Source organism: Polaromonas sp. P1_E12 (genome assembly GCF_056405975.1).
Genome location: NZ_JBFUBB010000005.1, coordinates 141513 through 156629, shown reverse-complemented (window position 1 = coordinate 156629; position 15117 = coordinate 141513). Strand labels below are relative to the sequence as shown.

At 63.4% G+C, this 15117-nt stretch carries 11 protein-coding genes; 1 reads left to right on the top strand and 10 read right to left on the bottom strand.

The genetic code is table 11. The features are described from left to right. Positions 1-51 precede the first annotated feature (51 nt). The 8 genes from AC1D13_RS15385 to AC1D13_RS15350 form a co-directional block, all read right to left on the bottom strand. On the bottom strand, positions 52-1641 hold the full coding sequence (locus AC1D13_RS15385) for a serine hydrolase (protein WP_477689824.1): 1590 nt from the start codon (positions 1639-1641) through the stop codon (positions 52-54). A 69-nt stretch (positions 1642-1710) separates the two neighbouring features. Next, a complete protein-coding gene (gene aceK / locus AC1D13_RS15380) occupies positions 1711-3588 on the bottom strand; it encodes a bifunctional isocitrate dehydrogenase kinase/phosphatase (protein ID WP_457282832.1) in 1878 nt (625 codons plus the stop codon). A gap of 17 nt (positions 3589-3605) precedes the next feature. Beyond that, positions 3606-4298 (bottom strand): carbonate dehydratase, encoded by a 693-nt coding sequence (gene can, locus AC1D13_RS15375; protein ID WP_457282831.1) that lies wholly within the window; start codon positions 4296-4298, stop codon positions 3606-3608. Between the two features lie 51 nt (positions 4299-4349). Further along, positions 4350-5063: a hypothetical protein gene (locus tag AC1D13_RS15370; protein ID WP_477689823.1), complete on the bottom strand. Its 714-nt coding sequence runs from the start codon at positions 5061-5063 to the stop codon at positions 4350-4352. A gap of 110 nt (positions 5064-5173) precedes the next feature. Beyond that, positions 5174-6355, bottom strand: coding sequence for an isovaleryl-CoA dehydrogenase (locus tag AC1D13_RS15365; protein WP_457282829.1), 1182 nt, complete (start codon positions 6353-6355; stop codon positions 5174-5176). 34 nt (positions 6356-6389) lie between these two features. After that, the gene (locus tag AC1D13_RS15360; protein ID WP_457282828.1) at positions 6390-6833 is read right to left on the bottom strand and encodes a PaaI family thioesterase; all 444 of its coding nucleotides are present in this window, start codon (positions 6831-6833) and stop codon (positions 6390-6392) included. Positions 6834-6892: 59 nt separating this feature from the next. After that, entirely contained in the window at positions 6893-8086 is a 1194-nt protein-coding gene (locus tag AC1D13_RS15355) for a serine hydrolase domain-containing protein (protein WP_477689822.1), read from the bottom strand. A gap of 26 nt (positions 8087-8112) precedes the next feature. Further along, positions 8113-8517, bottom strand: coding sequence for a MerR family transcriptional regulator (locus tag AC1D13_RS15350; protein WP_457282826.1), 405 nt, complete (start codon positions 8515-8517; stop codon positions 8113-8115). A 126-nt stretch (positions 8518-8643) separates the two neighbouring features. Here AC1D13_RS15350 and AC1D13_RS15345 point away from each other — a divergent pair, with 126 nt between their 5' ends. Then, positions 8644-9741: an MBL fold metallo-hydrolase gene (locus tag AC1D13_RS15345; protein ID WP_477689821.1), complete on the top strand. Its 1098-nt coding sequence runs from the start codon at positions 8644-8646 to the stop codon at positions 9739-9741. Between the two features lie 251 nt (positions 9742-9992). On the opposite strand, the gene AC1D13_RS15340 is transcribed toward AC1D13_RS15345, so the two are convergent. Together AC1D13_RS15340 and AC1D13_RS15335 are read right to left on the bottom strand one after the other, a co-directional pair. Next, a complete protein-coding gene (locus AC1D13_RS15340; RefSeq protein ID WP_457282824.1) occupies positions 9993-10637 on the bottom strand; it encodes a response regulator in 645 nt (214 codons plus the stop codon). Positions 10638-10752: 115 nt separating this feature from the next. After that, on the bottom strand, positions 10753-15057 hold the full coding sequence (locus tag AC1D13_RS15335) for a PAS domain S-box protein (protein ID WP_477689820.1): 4305 nt from the start codon (positions 15055-15057) through the stop codon (positions 10753-10755). Positions 15058-15117: the final 60 nt, after the last annotated feature.

The following is a 15117-nucleotide window of genomic DNA, read 5'->3' as shown; positions in this document are numbered from 1 at the left end:
TCTCCTTGAAAAAACTGAGGTAGTGAAAAAGCGAATGGAATGCGGCGGGCTTTACGGCTGCGCCGCAACGCGTGTGAAAGTGCCCAGGCCTTGCTGGTTGTAGTGCTCGAGGGTGATCTGGTTGCCGCTGAACGTGGCTTTGGAAAGCGAGCCCGGCGGCGCGCTGTCGTTGAGCGGCACAAAGGTATAGGTGTCGCCGTCCCAATGCTGCAGGGGAAAGACCAGCTGGGGCGCAGCACCTATGCGCAGCTCAAGCGCACCCTGCGCCGTGCGCACGACCTGCAGCGGGCCGAGGTAGTCGTTGCGCCAGGTGCCCGTGTTGGCCTGCAACGGTGGTGCGGGCTGCGCCGGGCGGGGCTTGCCCGCGAGTTCGCCCTGCGGCGTGAAGACCTCGGCCATCTGTGCGGCGGCAATGGCGTACCAATCCTTCTTCACGGCGCGGAACTCTACCAGGTCGTAGAACTGCGCCACCAGCCCCTCGGCCACACCGGTGGGCCAGGCATTGGTGAGCACCACGATGCCCAGATTGGCCGACGGCATGACGGCGAAGTTGGTGGACGCGCCCCAGGAAAATGCGCCGTTGTGGCTCAGCACGGGGCGGCCGGCTTCGGTGGTGCTTATTGCGAAGCCATAGCCGTAAAACACGGGACGCTTGCCCGGCGCGGAGGCTTCCTGGGTGAGGTTCTTGGGTGTGAGGGCCGGCATCAACGCAGCAGCCGGCACCAGTTGCCCGCCAGGGCCGATGCCCCCTGACAGCACAAAAGACATCCAGCGCGCGACATCCCTGGCCGAAGAACTGACGCCGCCGGAGGGTTGCTGGCGGTCGGTGTTGAAACCCGTGGACCAGTTCTGGCGGCCGGGGATGTAGCCACGCTCGGGACCGATGACAAACACGCCGTTTTCCTTGACATGGCCTGGCGCGCGGTTCGACCTGGCCAGGAAATCCGCAAACCGCGAGCTGGTTGATGCCATGCCCAGCGGCTTGTAGAGCACCTGTTCCGAAAGGCTGGCCCAGTCCGTGCCGGCCGCCGCGGCGACCGCCATCGCGGCGCCGGTCATGCCGTAGTTGGTATAGGCGTAAGAAGCGCGAAACGGTGTCAGCGGCAACTGGCTGAAGCTGCGCAGGATGTCCTGCTGCGGGTAACCGAGCTCTTCGAGCATGTCGCCGGCATGGCCGGGCAAGCCGGAGCGGTGCGCGTACAGGTCGCCGATGGTGATGTTTTCGCTGACGTAGGCATTGCCCAGGGCAAAGCCGGGCAGGTGCTTGCGCATGGGTGTTTCCCACTTCACCTTCTCGGCGCCGACCTGCTGCGCGACAACCGTGGCGCCAATCGGCTTGGACATGGAAGCGAGCTGGAAAACGGTGTCGGCATCGACAGGCTGCGGGGAGCCGGCCGCACGCACACCAAAACCCTTGGCGTAAACGATGCGATCGCCCTCCACCACGGCCACGGCCATACCCGGAATCCCCGAGCGCCGCATCAACTGCTCAGCCATGCCGTCAATTTGGCCAATGGCGTAGGAAATCTGCTCAGACGCGGGCGGGCTCTGGGCGTAGGTGGGTGCAACCAGGGAGCCGGCAACGACAGCCATGAGCCATGCCAGAGGCAACAAGCGCGGGGAAAAGAGGCCGGACATCATCAACGTCTCCTTCAGGTCACAGGGTCTGAAAGGCATCCATCGCCATTCGCTTGTCCGTGCACCGCCGCCTCAGGGCGTCAGGCCGCTGAGGCCAGTGAGCACGGGCTCGGGCGGCAGTTGCATGAGGACTTCATCGTGGGGAGCACCGGGGCTGTGCAGCGCGACAAAACGTTTCTCGCGCTCATAAGGAAATACGTCGTGCACGTGGCCGGCCTGGATGCGTGCCTGGTGGCTTTGCCAGAAATGGGCGTCGAGCAGGTCGCCATGGTGCTTCATGAAGACTTCGCGCACCGCGTCATTGCCGAGCAGGAAGGGGCCGAAAGTTTCGGGGAACACATCCTTGGGGCCGACGGTATACCAGACCTCGCCGCTCATCTCTTCTTCCTCGTTGCGCGCGGCTGGCACCTTGCGGAAGTTGCAGTCGGTGATGTATTCGATTTCGTCGTAGTCGTAGAACACGACCTTGCCGTGGCGCGTGATGCCGAAGTTCTTCCAGAGCATGTCGCCGGGGAAGATGTTGGCGGCTACCAGGTCCTTGATGGCGTTGCCGTATTCGACGACGGCGCGCTCGATCTGGTCCTGGGCTGCCGGCTCTTTCACGCCGGCATCAAAGGCTTCCTGCAAATAGATGTTGAGCGGGATCATGCGCCGCTCGATGTAGACGTGCTTGATGATGACTTCGGTGGCACCGTCGCCGTCGCGGTCGCTGATTTCAAGCTGGCTGGGCGCGAATTTCTCGATCTCGGCGATCAGCTCATCATCAAAGCGCTCGCGCGGGAAGGCCACTTCGCTGTATTCCTGTGTGTCGGCCATGCGGCCTACACGGTCGTGCTGCTTGACCAGCAGGTACTTGCCCTTGATCTGTTCGCGCGTGGTGTCTTTTTGCGGCGGGTAGTAGTCCTTGATGACCTTGAACACGTAGGGGAACGAGGGCAAGTCGAACACCAGCATGACCATGCCCTTGATGCCGGGCGCGATGCGGAACTTGTCGGTGGAATGCCGCAGGTGGTACAGAAAGTCGCGGTAAAAAAGCGTCTTGCCCTGCTTGGCCAGGCCCAGCGCGTTGTAGATTTCAGCGCGCGGCATGTGCGGCATCATGCTGCGCAAAAACTGCACGTAGGCCGATGGGATGCCCATGTCGACCATAAAGTAGGCGCGAGCAAAGCTGAACAGGATGAGCAGGTCGTCTTCACCAAACAGCGCGGCGTCGATGACCAATTTACCGGCCTTGTTGTGCAGCACCGGCAGCGCAAACGGCACTTCGTTGAAGCCGTTGATGATCTTGCCGACGACGTACGCGCCCTTGTTGCGGAAAAACAGGCTGGTGAGCACCTGGATCTGGAAGTTGGCGCGCAGCTTGACGTCGGTGAGCCGCCCGCTGATGGCTTCAAGCACATAACCCGCGTCGCGCTCGAGGTTGTCAAACGGCAGGCGCAGGTCGAAGTCGCGCACCAACTGCAGCAGCACCTCGCGCATGTTGTCGCGCGTGGGGTAGTAAGCGCGGTAGGTCGGCTGCGAAGCCAGCTCGTCGTTCTCGATGTATTCGGTGCTGACGGCGGGCCGCACGAAGATGAAGTCGTTCTGGAAGTAGCTGCGGTGCAGGATCTTGGTGGTGACCGAATTGAAAAACGTTTCGGCCAGCTCGGGCTGGTGGTGGTTGACCAGCAGGCCGATGTAATGGAGTTTGACCTGCTGCCAGACGTCCATGGGCTGCTCGCCGGCCTTGAACTCGCGCTCCAGGCGCATGGACGCCTCGCGCACGCGCAAGTCGTAAAACTCGATGCGTTCGCGCTGGGCACGCTGCTGGCCGTGCCAGTCTGCCGTTTCAAAGCGGTGCTTGGCGCGCGCGGACTCGGTTCGGAACAGTTGGTAGTGGCGGTTGAAGCCGTCCATCATCGCCTTGGCGATGTCGTAGGCAATGCTCGAGTCCAGGCGCTGGGGGAACATGGCTTGCTTTGCGCCGTTCAGACCAGCTGCTGCTGTTCACCGCCGCCGACGCGGGCGTTCCAGGTGTCCCACACACGGTCGATGGCCTTGCCGTAGAACTTGTTGAGCTCTTCGGGCGCCGACACGCTCATCTGCAGGTCCTGCAGCAGGCCGTCATGTACGCCGAAGGCCCAGCCGTGCACGGTGACCTCCTGGCCGCGCGCCCAGGCATCAACCATGACCGTACTGACGGAAACATTGACCACCTGCTCGATGACGTTGATATCGCACAGGGCTTTGGCACGCACTTCCTCGGGCAGGCTGTCGAGGAGCTGGCGGTGGCGGTGGCGCACGTCCTGGATGTGACGAAGCCAGTTGTCGGCCAGGCCGATGCGCGCGCCTTCGAGCGCGGCCTGCACGCCCGAGCAGCCGTAGTGACCGACCACCATGATGTCCTTGACCTTGAGGCGCTCGACGGCGAACTGGATGGCCGAGAGCGCGTTGAGGTCGGAGTGCACGACGATGTTGGCGACGTTGCGGTGAACGAACACCTCGCCGGGCTCAAGGCCGGTGATCTGGTTGGCGGGCACGCGGCTGTCAGAGCAGCCTATCCACATATACCTGGGCGTCTGCTGCTTGACAAGGCTGGTGAAGAAGCCTGGGCGCTCGGCTTCCATCTGCGCGGCCCAGGCGCGGTTATGGGCGAAGAGGTCTTGGAGCGAAGTGGTCATGGGCGTATTTTCGCCTGCCCGCGGGGATGCCGTCCGGCAAGCGGCTGAAAGTCATGTTTCATCGATCGCCCTCGCCTTCAACAGCGCTTTTTCTTCCAGGCATTTATCGGTCAGGGTGGCGAGCTCTTTGTCGCTGAATGGGGCCGAGGGTGTGGGGTTCGGCCCGGACTTCACGATGGATGCATCGACCAGCAAAGGGCCTTCTCCGGAAAAATCACAGACAAAACGGTATTTGCCGTCAGTGAGCGACGCGGTCAGCATCTTCCGGGTCTGGTGCAGCTTGCCGCTCTGGTAGCACCACCTGTCCACCTCACCGTCACCCTGGACCAGTCCGGTCAGGCAGCGGTCTCCTTCGCGTTCATAGAATACGCCCTTGCCTCCCGCAAGGAGTGGGCGCAGGTTCTTGAAGTCAGGCGTTGGGCCGTGCGAATACATCAACTGCTGAGCGGGATAAGGATTTCCGGCGCCATGGGCGTATTCAAACAGCGTGAGGTTTCCCATGCTGGCCCACTTGAACTGCTCACATCCTGTATGAAGCGCCTGACCCTTGGCGGTGAAAGCCATGGGCTCGTCAAGGTCGATGCTGACGGTTGTGCCGTCCCGCAGGGTGAGGCCGACAGCGTACGCCGCGAAGCGGCCCTTCAGGGCGAGCACGGCTTCCTCGGAGACCTCCCCCACCCTTGAGGCATCAAGAAAGACGTTCACGGCCTTTCCCCGCAGCGATTCGGGGACGCCGCATTCGAACGTCGCGTCGGCTTGCGGCACTGCTGCGTAGGGCGGGGGCTCATCTTTTTCGCACGCACCGAGAAGCGCGGCAAGCATGAGCACAAGGAGCCATCTCGCCGTCTGATGTGTCACTGGCATGGGTACTGGCCTTACATGGTCTCGGCGAACAATTCGCGCCCGATCAGCATGCGGCGGATTTCGCTGGTGCCGGCGCCGATTTCATAGAGTTTGGCGTCGCGCCAGAGGCGACCCAGCGGGTATTCGTTGATGTAACCGTTGCCGCCGTAGATCTGCACGCCTTCGCCGGCCATCCAGGTGGCTTTTTCAGCGCACCAGAGGATGACGGAGGCGCAGTCCTTGCGGACCTGGCGCACGTGGTCGGTGCCCAGCATGTCGAGGTTTTTGGCGACGGTATAGGCAAATGAGCGGCCGGCCTGCAGCACGGTGTACATGTCGGCGACCTTGCCCTGGATGAGCTGGAACTCGCCGATGCTCTGGCCGAACTGCTTGCGGTCGTGGATGTAGGGGACGACGTTGTCCATGACGGACTGCATGATGCCCAGCGGGCCGCCGGTGAGCACGGCGCGTTCGTAGTCGAGCCCGCTCATCAGCACTTTCGCGCCGCTGTTGAGGCCGCCGAGAATCTGGCTGGCCGGGACTTCGACGTTGTTGAAGACGAGCTCGCCGGTATGGCTGCCGCGCATGCCGAGCTTGTCGAGCTTTTGCGCGACGGAAAAGCCTTTCATGCCTTTTTCGATCAGGAAGGCGGTGACGCCGCGCGCGCCGAGCTCGGGTTCGGTCTTGGCATAGACCACCAGGGTGTCGGCGTCGGGGCCGTTGGTGATCCACATCTTGCTGCCGTTGAGCAGGTAGTAGCCGCCCTTGTCTTCGGCTTTCAGTTTCATGCTGATGACGTCGCTGCCGGCGCCGGGCTCGCTCATGGCCAGCGCGCCCACGTGCTCGCCGGTGATGAGCTTGGGCAGGTATTTTTTGCGCTGCTCGTCGGTGCCGTTGCGCTTGATCTGGTTGACGCAGAGGTTGCTGTGCGCGCCGTAGGACAGCCCCACCGAGGCGCTGGCACGGCTGATTTCTTCCATGGCGATCATGTGGGCCAGGTAGCCCATGTTGGCCCCGCCGTATTCCTCACCCACGGTGATGCCGAGCACGCCGAGCGAGCCCATTTTTTGCCACAGGTCCATCGGGAACTGGTCGTTGCGGTCGATCTCGGCGGCGCGCGGGGCGATCTCGGCCTGTGCGAATTCGCGCACGGCGTCGCGCAGTGCGTCGATGTCTTCACCGAGCATGAAGTTGAGTCCGGGCATGTTGGTCATGGTGGGCTTTCTGAAGTCGTATGACGGGATTGGATTAGTAGGTCTTGGGCACGGGCACCAGCGTCTGCTGCATCAGCGCGCAGGCGCTTTCCTTGCCCGCTGCGCCGACGTGCGTGACTTCAGCGGTCGTGACGATGATGCGCTTGCCGGCCTTGACGACGCGGCCCAGGGCGCGCAGCTCGCCGTCCCTGAAACCGGCCATGAAGTTGATCTTGTATTCAACCGTGGTGACCTCGGAATCTTCCGCAGCCATGGTCAGCGCGGCATAGCCACCGGCGATGTCGGCCAGCGCGCCCATCGCGCCGCCGTGAAAGCTGCCCTGCTGCTGCGTCACGCGCTCCGAATAGGGCAAGACCACCTCGCACAGACCGGGCTCCACGCGCAGCAGGCGCGCGCCCAGGTGCTGCATCAGGCCCTGGCGCAAAAAGCTGGCTTCAATGCGGCGAAACAGTGTGGACGGTGCGGCGGTTGCATCCATGGAAGACCCTTTGAACGGATAAAAGGCGGCTCTTGTTTTAGTTGACGTTTACGTAAACGTCAATTATGCCTGCTGGCGGAAGCACTGTCCAAGGGCGGTGAAAGCTTCGCGCGCGACCTGAGAGTCCGTGCGATCGCGTCACGAAGGGGAAAGAGATGGGCATCGCCGGCAAATTGCGCTTCCCGCGAATTGCCCGTATGGACAATCACCATGCTGGCGACGGGATCGACAAAGATATTCTGGCCGCCGACACCCCAGAAAAAGGACCGGCCGCCGGCCGCCTGCGGAATCCAGACGTGCAACCCATAGAACGGGGCCCCCTTGGGCTGCGGCTTGTCCGGCCGCAGCATGACCATCTCGTCGATCCATGCGGCGGGCACGACCTGCCCGCCTGCCGCCTGCCCCCGGTTCAGCACCAGCGCCCCCAGCCGGCCGTAGTCGCGCAGGCGCGCGGCGAACTGGCCTTGAACGCCCTCCTCACCGTGGAAATTCTTGATCCAGAAGCCGCTGCCCTCGGCCCCGAGGCGCGACCATATCCTGTCCTCCAGATACGCGGTGTTGCTCATGCCGGTACGTTCGCTCAGCATGAGGCCGAGCAACGCGGTCACCGCGCCGTTGTAGCTGAAGGTCTTGCCGGCGGGCGATCGATCCGTCTTCTCCTTCAGGTAGCGCCGCATGCTCTGGCGCGGCGAGACGGTGGGGTCGGTCGCGCGGTTGTCCGATATTGCGCCCGCCTCGTAGGCGGCATGAAGCCTGGCCGAGGTGGCCATTCGCAGCAGATCCTCCACCGTGTCGTCGGCAAATGCGCTGGCTCCGAAGTCGGGCAAGACCTGCCTGACGGTGGTGTCCAGCGCCAGCTTGCCTTCCGCGATCGCCACGCCGACCAGCAGCGACAGGATCGTCTTCGACATGGACGCCGAGTGCAGCGCGTCCTGGGCGCCGGTTCCCTGCAGGTATCGCTCATAGACGATCCGGTCCTCATGCAGGACGAGAAGTCCCGTCGTGCAGAAACGGGCCAGGTACTCCTCGAGCGAATGGGCTTGCGGATCCCCGGCAACGCGATACGTCACATTCTCCAATGGCAGGCCATGGCCGAACACCGCCGGCGCACCGGCCGCCCGCGCTTCATTGAACGGAAATCGCTGCTGGGGGTTGAGGAATGAACCGATGCATCCCTGTTGGGCCGCCGCGAGGGCGGGCAGGCCCACCGCGAGCAGAACCAGGGCCGCGCGGCGCAGGGAATCGATCGTCATGGGGCCCGGCGGAAAGCAGGTCACCGCTACGCCGCCTGCTTCGCTTTCTCAAGTTTCGCCAGCAGCGCCTTGGCCTCGCGCTCGTGCGTTTTCACCTCTTCGAGGTTGCCCTGCAGTTCGGTCATCTGCTCCTCCAGCTGCGCGCGGTGCTGCGCCAGGATGGCGAGGAACTTGCGCAGCTGCGGCCCGGTGTCGCGCGGGCTGTCGTACATGTCGATGATGTCCTTGGCCTCGGTCAGCGACAGGCCCAGGCGCTTGGCGCGCAGGGTGAGCTTGAGCCGGGTGCGGTCACGCGCGGTGTACACGCGGTTGCGCCCGCCCGCGCCTTCGCGCTGGGGCTGCAGCAAGCCCATGTCTTCGTAAAAACGCATGGCGCGCGTCGTCAGGTCAAACTCTTTTGCCAGGTCGCTGATGGTGTAGGTGGTGGCCATGGTGGTGAAGTCTTCTTTGCAAACGCTAAGGGCTCGTGGCTATTGAGGCAGCGCGAAACAGGCGCGGTCCCTACAATGGTTGTGTATGACGTTTACGTAAACGTCAAATATACCGCGAATGATGACATGAACCTCCTTGAGCAGCAACTGGATTACCCCTTTGGAGACACCCTGCCCGAGTCGGGCATGACCATGGAGGTGGCGCCGGGCGTCAAGTGGATACGCATGGCCCTGCCTTTTGCGCTGAACCACATCAACCTGTGGCTGCTGCGCGACGAGATGGACGACCCGGACCGGGCGGGCGCGAAGATCCAGGGCTGGACCATCGTGGACTGCTGCATCAGCCGGGACGAGTCGAAAGCGCAGTGGGAGGCGGTTTTTGCCACCCAGCTTGAGGGCCTGCCGGTGCTGCGCGTCATCGTGACGCACATGCACCCCGACCACATCGGCCTGGCGCACTGGCTGTGTGAGCGCTGGACCACGCCCAAACACGTTTGCATGTTGTGGATCAGCGCCACCGACTACCTGTCAGCCCGCATCGGCTCGCAAAGCACCACCGGCTTCGGCGGCGAGAGCGCCGCGCACTTTTTTGCCGCGCACGGACTGGTTGACCCGGAATCCATCGAGAAAATCCGTGGCCGGGCCAGCTACTACCCCGGCATGGTGCCGGCGGTGCCGGCCAGCTATGTCCGCATCATGGACGGCATGACGGTGTGCATCGGAAACCGCGACTGGCGCTGCATCAGCGGCTACGGCCATGCGCCCGAACACATCGCGCTGCACTGCGAAGAGTTGAACACCCTCATCAGCGGCGACATGGTGTTGCCGCGCATTTCAACCAATGTCAGCGTGTACGACATGGAGCCGGAGTCGAACGCGCTCACGCTGTTCCTGGAATCCATCGACAAATTCCTGCCGCTGCCTGAAGACACGCTGGTGCTTCCCTCGCACGGCAAACCCTTTCGCGGCCTGCACACACGCATAGGCCAGCTGCACGACCACCATCGCGACCGGCTGGCCGAAGTCATGCAGGCCTGCACCGCCGCGCCCTGCAGCGCGGCCGACATACTGCCCATCATGTTCCCCCGCAAGCTGGACCTGCACCAGACAACGTTCGCCATGGGCGAAGCGGTGGCGCACCTGCATGCGCTGTGGTTCGGCGGCAAGCTCACGCGGCGGCTGGATGCAGACGGCATTTACCGCTTCAGTGGTGTCAACCCGTAAGTAGGGCCGAGGGGGCCGCCCGTATAAGCAATTCGCTATGTTTTTAATAGCTGCTTGCGCCCGTCCCTATTGGCTCACGGCCCGATTCAGCACATAAACACATAAGAATGCAATGGGCGACAGTGGGAACCCCTCTTTACCAGCAGGGGCCGCGGGACTGGCTCTGCCAGACCGCAGGCGCAGCGGCCCCCTCGGGGGGCAGGGAGCTACATGCAGTGAGCGACCGTGGGGGTCACATCCAGCGTGGGGGCTTAACTACGCCACTTCCTGTTAGCCGTCACCAAAGCGGTGAGGTAACCGTGCAGCCATTCAAAGTTGACAGGTTTTTTCAGCAGGTGGGCGTGCTGCGGCAGGCCCCCGCGGGCCTCAATGGCGTCGGGCGGCAGGCCGCTGATCACCACGATTTGCATATCGGCCAGCTGCACGTTGCGTTTGAGCGCCTTAAGCATCTCAATGCCGTCCACGCCGGGCATGGACAGGTCCGTGATCAGCAGGTCGGGCCGCATGCTGGCGATATCCATCATGGCCTCCAGGGCAGATGGCATCCAGGTGCAGTCAACCGGCAGGTCCCAGTCTTCAAACTGGCAGCGGTACAGCTCGCGGGTGTCTTCGTCGTCTTCCACCATCAGCACCCGCAGGCGGCTTTTGGGGTCGGTGTCGACGCGGGACAGCTGTGGGCTGTTTTTGGCCAGGTAGGCGTTGATGGACTGCAGCGCAATGCGGCGGTGCCCACCCAGCGTCTTCCACGCCTCGATTTCCCCTTTTTCAACCAGGGACTGCACCGTCGCAACGGAGAGCCCCAGAAGCTTGGCTGCATAGCTGGTGCCGCAGTAATCCTCGCTGGAGAAATCCGCAGCCGTGATCGCGGCCTCGAAGGACTTGGGTTCACGCGCCATGGCAGACCGAACGGGGATTGGAGTGTTTCATTTTGGGCATTTTAATCAATTCGACTCAATCGCTTCACAGAAAATGATAGTAAGCATCAACTAACACCAGCGGGCACTGCCAGCGTCAGGGAGACAGCGGTGCGGTGGGCAGGGTGAAGAAGAACGTTGCCCCCTTGCCGGGCGCCGCCTCGGCCCACAACCTGCCGCCGTGCCGCTTGATCACGCGGCTGACGGTGGCCAGCCCGATGCCCGTGCCCGGAAACTCCGCGACAGCATGCAGGCGCTGAAACGGCTTGAAGAGCTTGTCGGCATAAGCCATGTCGAAGCCGGCACCGTTGTCCCTGACGAAAAACTCCGGCAGCCCCGCGGCATCAAGCTGGCAGCCTACCGTGATTTCGCTGAGGGGTTGCTGGGCGCTGAACTTCCAGGCATTGCCGATCAGGTTTTCCATCACCACCCGGACCAGCCGGCTGTCGCCGTGCGCCTTCAGGCCTTTTTCGATGTTCACCGCAACCTTGCGCTCGGGGTCGCGCACCCGCCATTCGTCCAGGATGATGCGGGCAAGCTCCGACAGGTCCACCACCTTGTTATTCAGGGGGGTGCGCGACACCTGCGCCAGCGACAGCAGGTCTTCAATCAGTTGCCCCATCTGCGCCACGCCGGCCTGGATACGTGCCAGGTAGTGCGTCACCTTCTCGCCGGCATCGGCCCCCAGGTGTTTGCCCAGCAGGCGGCTGAAGCCGTCAACGGTGTTCAGCGGCGAGCGAAGGTCGTGCGACACGGAGTATGAAAACGCTTCGAGTTCCTGGTTGGACAGGCGCAGGGCGGCTTCAATGGCCTTGATCTCGGTGATGTCCGCGTCGATGCCCACCCAAAAGGCCACTTCACCGCGTTCGTCCAGCACGGGCGATGCGCGGTAGGACATGGTGTGCACGCCGTCCCGGGCCAGCACGCGGCGTATGCCCGAATATTGCGACCGCGTCTCCCGGGCGACCTGCCAGCGGGCCCTGATATCGGGGAGGTCGTCCGGATGAATGGCGGCAAACCATTGCGTGCCGGTCCAGTCCTCCATCTTGCCGCCCGCCAGGTCAAACCAGGCGCGGTTGAAGTAGGTGGCCGCGCCGTCCGGATCGCTGGTCCATACCACCTGGGGCGCCTGTTCGGCCAGCGCCTTGAAGAGGGCCTGCTGGCGTTCCAGCGCCAGCGTGCGGTCCGCCACTTTCTGCTCCAGCCCGGTGTTGAGCTGGCTGACCTCCTCGATCAGGCGGGAGTTCTGGATGGCGATGGACGCGAGCTGGGCCAGTTCGAGCGCCACATATTCGTCCTCCTGCGTGAACTCGCCCTGGTATTTGTCGGACAGCTGGAGCAGCCCGATGTTTTTGCCGTCGCGGCCCGTCAGCGGTACGGCCAGCCAGCCGCGCATGGCCGGATGCTTGTCGGCGTAGCTGCCGAAGCCGCGCCAGCGCGGATGCGCCTCCAGCTCTGCCTGTGTCATGCGCATGGACCGGTTGGTCTGGCAGACCAGGGCGTAAATGCCGGTGCCGTCGGGCGCCTCGATCATGTCCCGGTATTTCGCATATTTTTCGGAAAGCGACAGGGCGTTGATGGCCTGCCCCCAGTCGCTGTTCACGGTGAGGCTGACGATCGCCTGGTGCGCGCCTATCACCCCCCGGGCCTGTTCGGCCACCTCGTGCATGGTGCTTTCAAGCGTCTGGTGCCAGGTGATGGCCTGGGCCGCGTCAGCGGCGCGCTGCAAGGTGTACAGGTGTTCCTGGACCTCATTTTCAACCTTGACCTGGGCCGAGATATCCAGTGCCAGGACAAAACGCGCCGGGCGGCCGGCATACCGCACCGAGGTTGAAAAAGGGCGGGCGGTGAAAAACGACCCGTCCTTGCGGCGATGCTCCCAACGCTCCTTGACGATCAAAGGCGAGGCGGCGTGCTGGGTCCGGAGGTTTTGAGCTTCTGCTTCGCTGCGAATGTCGTAGATCGTCATCGACAGAAACTCTTCCATCGTATAGCCATAGCTCTTGACGGCGGCTTCGTTGACCATGAGGAAGCGATAGGTCTCGGCGTCAAAAACCCACATCGGGATCGGCGCCATTTCAAAGAGAGCCGAGTAGCGGTGTTCACTTTCTACCAGCGCCTGCTCTGCCAGCTTGCGCTGGGTGATGTCGCGCTGCACCGCGACCCAGTGGGTGTAGTGACCTTTGGTGTCGGTGATCGGAACAATGTCGAGCTCCAGCCAGACCTCCTCGCCGCTCTTGGTGTAATTGATCAACTCGGCACGTACGGGCTGCCATTTTTCCAGTGCAGCCTTGATGCGGTCGAGCTCGTCCCGCTGCGTTTTGGGGCCCTGCATCAGGCGTGGCGTTTTTCCCAGCACCTCTTCGCGCGTGTAACCGGTACGGCGCTCAAAAGCGTCGTTGACAAAGATGATGCGCGGGCCGGCGCCATCGATGGGTGCGGCCTCGGTGATGAGCACAATGTCGTTGAGCCGGGATACGGCGGTTTCCAGAAGGCGCAGGTGCGCCTGCGCTTCGTGCTGTTCCGTGATGTCCTGCAGCACGCCGACCAGGCTCACAACCTTGCCGTCCCGCTGCAAAGCCCGGCCCTGCGTGCGCACCCAGATGCGCCGGCCCTTTGCCGTGATGAGGGGCAGCTCCAGGTCCCATGGCGTACCCTGCTTCAGGGCAGCCAGGGCGACCGAGCGGATGGTGCGCCGCGCTTCGGGTGCGTAAAAGTCGAGCGCCTCCTCAACCCCCAGGCCGGCCGCCGGATCGAGTTCGTGGATGCGGTAAATTTCTTCAGACCAGTAAGGCGTCATGGTGTCGACAGCGACCTCCCATCCACCGACTTTCCCCAACGCGCCGGTGCGGTTCAGCAGCTCCGTGCTGCGGGCCACCACCAGTTCCGCGCGCTTGCGGTCGGTAATTTCCTGGATCACGCCGGAGCGGCGGCGCCCCGACGGGCCGCGGCTCGCGCCTTGCCCCTCCTGCCCGGTGTCCCCGGGCTGTGCTTCGTCAGCGCGGCCAAACAGGTGGACCCATCGAATCTCGCCGGCGGACGTGACGATGCGGAACTCAATGTCCAGCGGCTGGTTGGTCCGAACGGACAGATCGCGCCGTTCCTTGAAGGCCTGGCGGTCCCCGGGATGGACCAGCTGCATGAATCTGCCATGACTCCTGTCGAAGGTCGCGCGGTCAACACCGAGCACCTCGTAAACCTCATCGGACCACCAGCTTTCATCGGTGCCGGTGTCCAGCTGCCAGTAGCCGATGCGGCCCAGGCGCTGGGCGTCCCGCAGTTTCTGCTGGATGGCTTCGCTGTTTGCCAGTTCAGCCTCCAGGACACTCCGATGTTGCTCAAGCGACTCGGCCATGCGGTTAAAACCTGTGGATATCCTCGCAAACTCCCCGAAGTCGTCAGGCCGGCCTGGCGGTATCCGCACATCCAGCCGGCCGTTCTGGAGCTGCCGGATGGCCTCAAGGATGTTTCGGGTGGGCTCCACGATGGCACGCCCGCCAATGACCCAGGCGACGCCGCCGCCCACAAATGCCACCAGCAACAACACCACCAGTTCCAGCCACAGCTGTTCCCGGCTGGCGCCCACGACCAGTTCGCGGTCCAGGCTGACCGCCACAAAAAAAGCGGCGTGCACGTCGGGGCTGCTGGGCATGAAAGCCCACAGGCGGCGCTGCCCGGTGCCGTCCGGCCCATCGCTGGTTCCGGTACGCATCTGCTGCACGGCCGCCTTCAGCACGGGGCTTCTGGCCACCTGCCCGATTCGTATGGGGAGGTCGGGCTTGCCAGCCAGCAGCACGCCACCACGGTCGTGTATGCCCAGCGCGCCGCCGGGCGGCAGCTGGACGTCGATGGTGGACTTCGCCATCTCGGCCAGGTCTACCGACGCAAAAGCCACAATGTCAACGCGCCCGTCCTTGTCCAGCAGCGGCAACGCAAATGTGATGGAAGGCCGGCCCGTGGCACGTCCCACAATGTATTCACCCACCACAAAGCTGCGCTGCTCAACAGCATTGCGGAAATAGGCACGGTCGCCCAGGTAGCCGAGCCGCACGCCTTCCTGCCCGTTGCACAGCGCATAGCCGTCCGTTCCCACAATGCCGAAATTGGCGTAAAGCGGAAACAGCTTGTTGAGCTCTACAAGGTAGCGGTTGCAGCGGTCGGCGTTGCCGTCCCGCAGGCTGGGCACATGAACAATCGCCGTCAGTATCTGCCGGGCCGATTCCGCCAGGCGCTGCTGGCTGGATGCGGCCAGCGATGCGGCGAATTGCAGGTCGGTTTGGGCGCGCTCGACGGCTGTGTCGGCGTTGTAGACGGCCTTGAAAATGGACAGGCCAAACATCGGCACGATCGCCACCAGCACGAGCATGACAAGGCGGGTCCGCAGCGTGATTTGAAGCTTCATGGCATCAGCGCCGCAGGTACCGGCACCGGGTGTTTCTGGGCCACCGGTGCGTCACGGGAT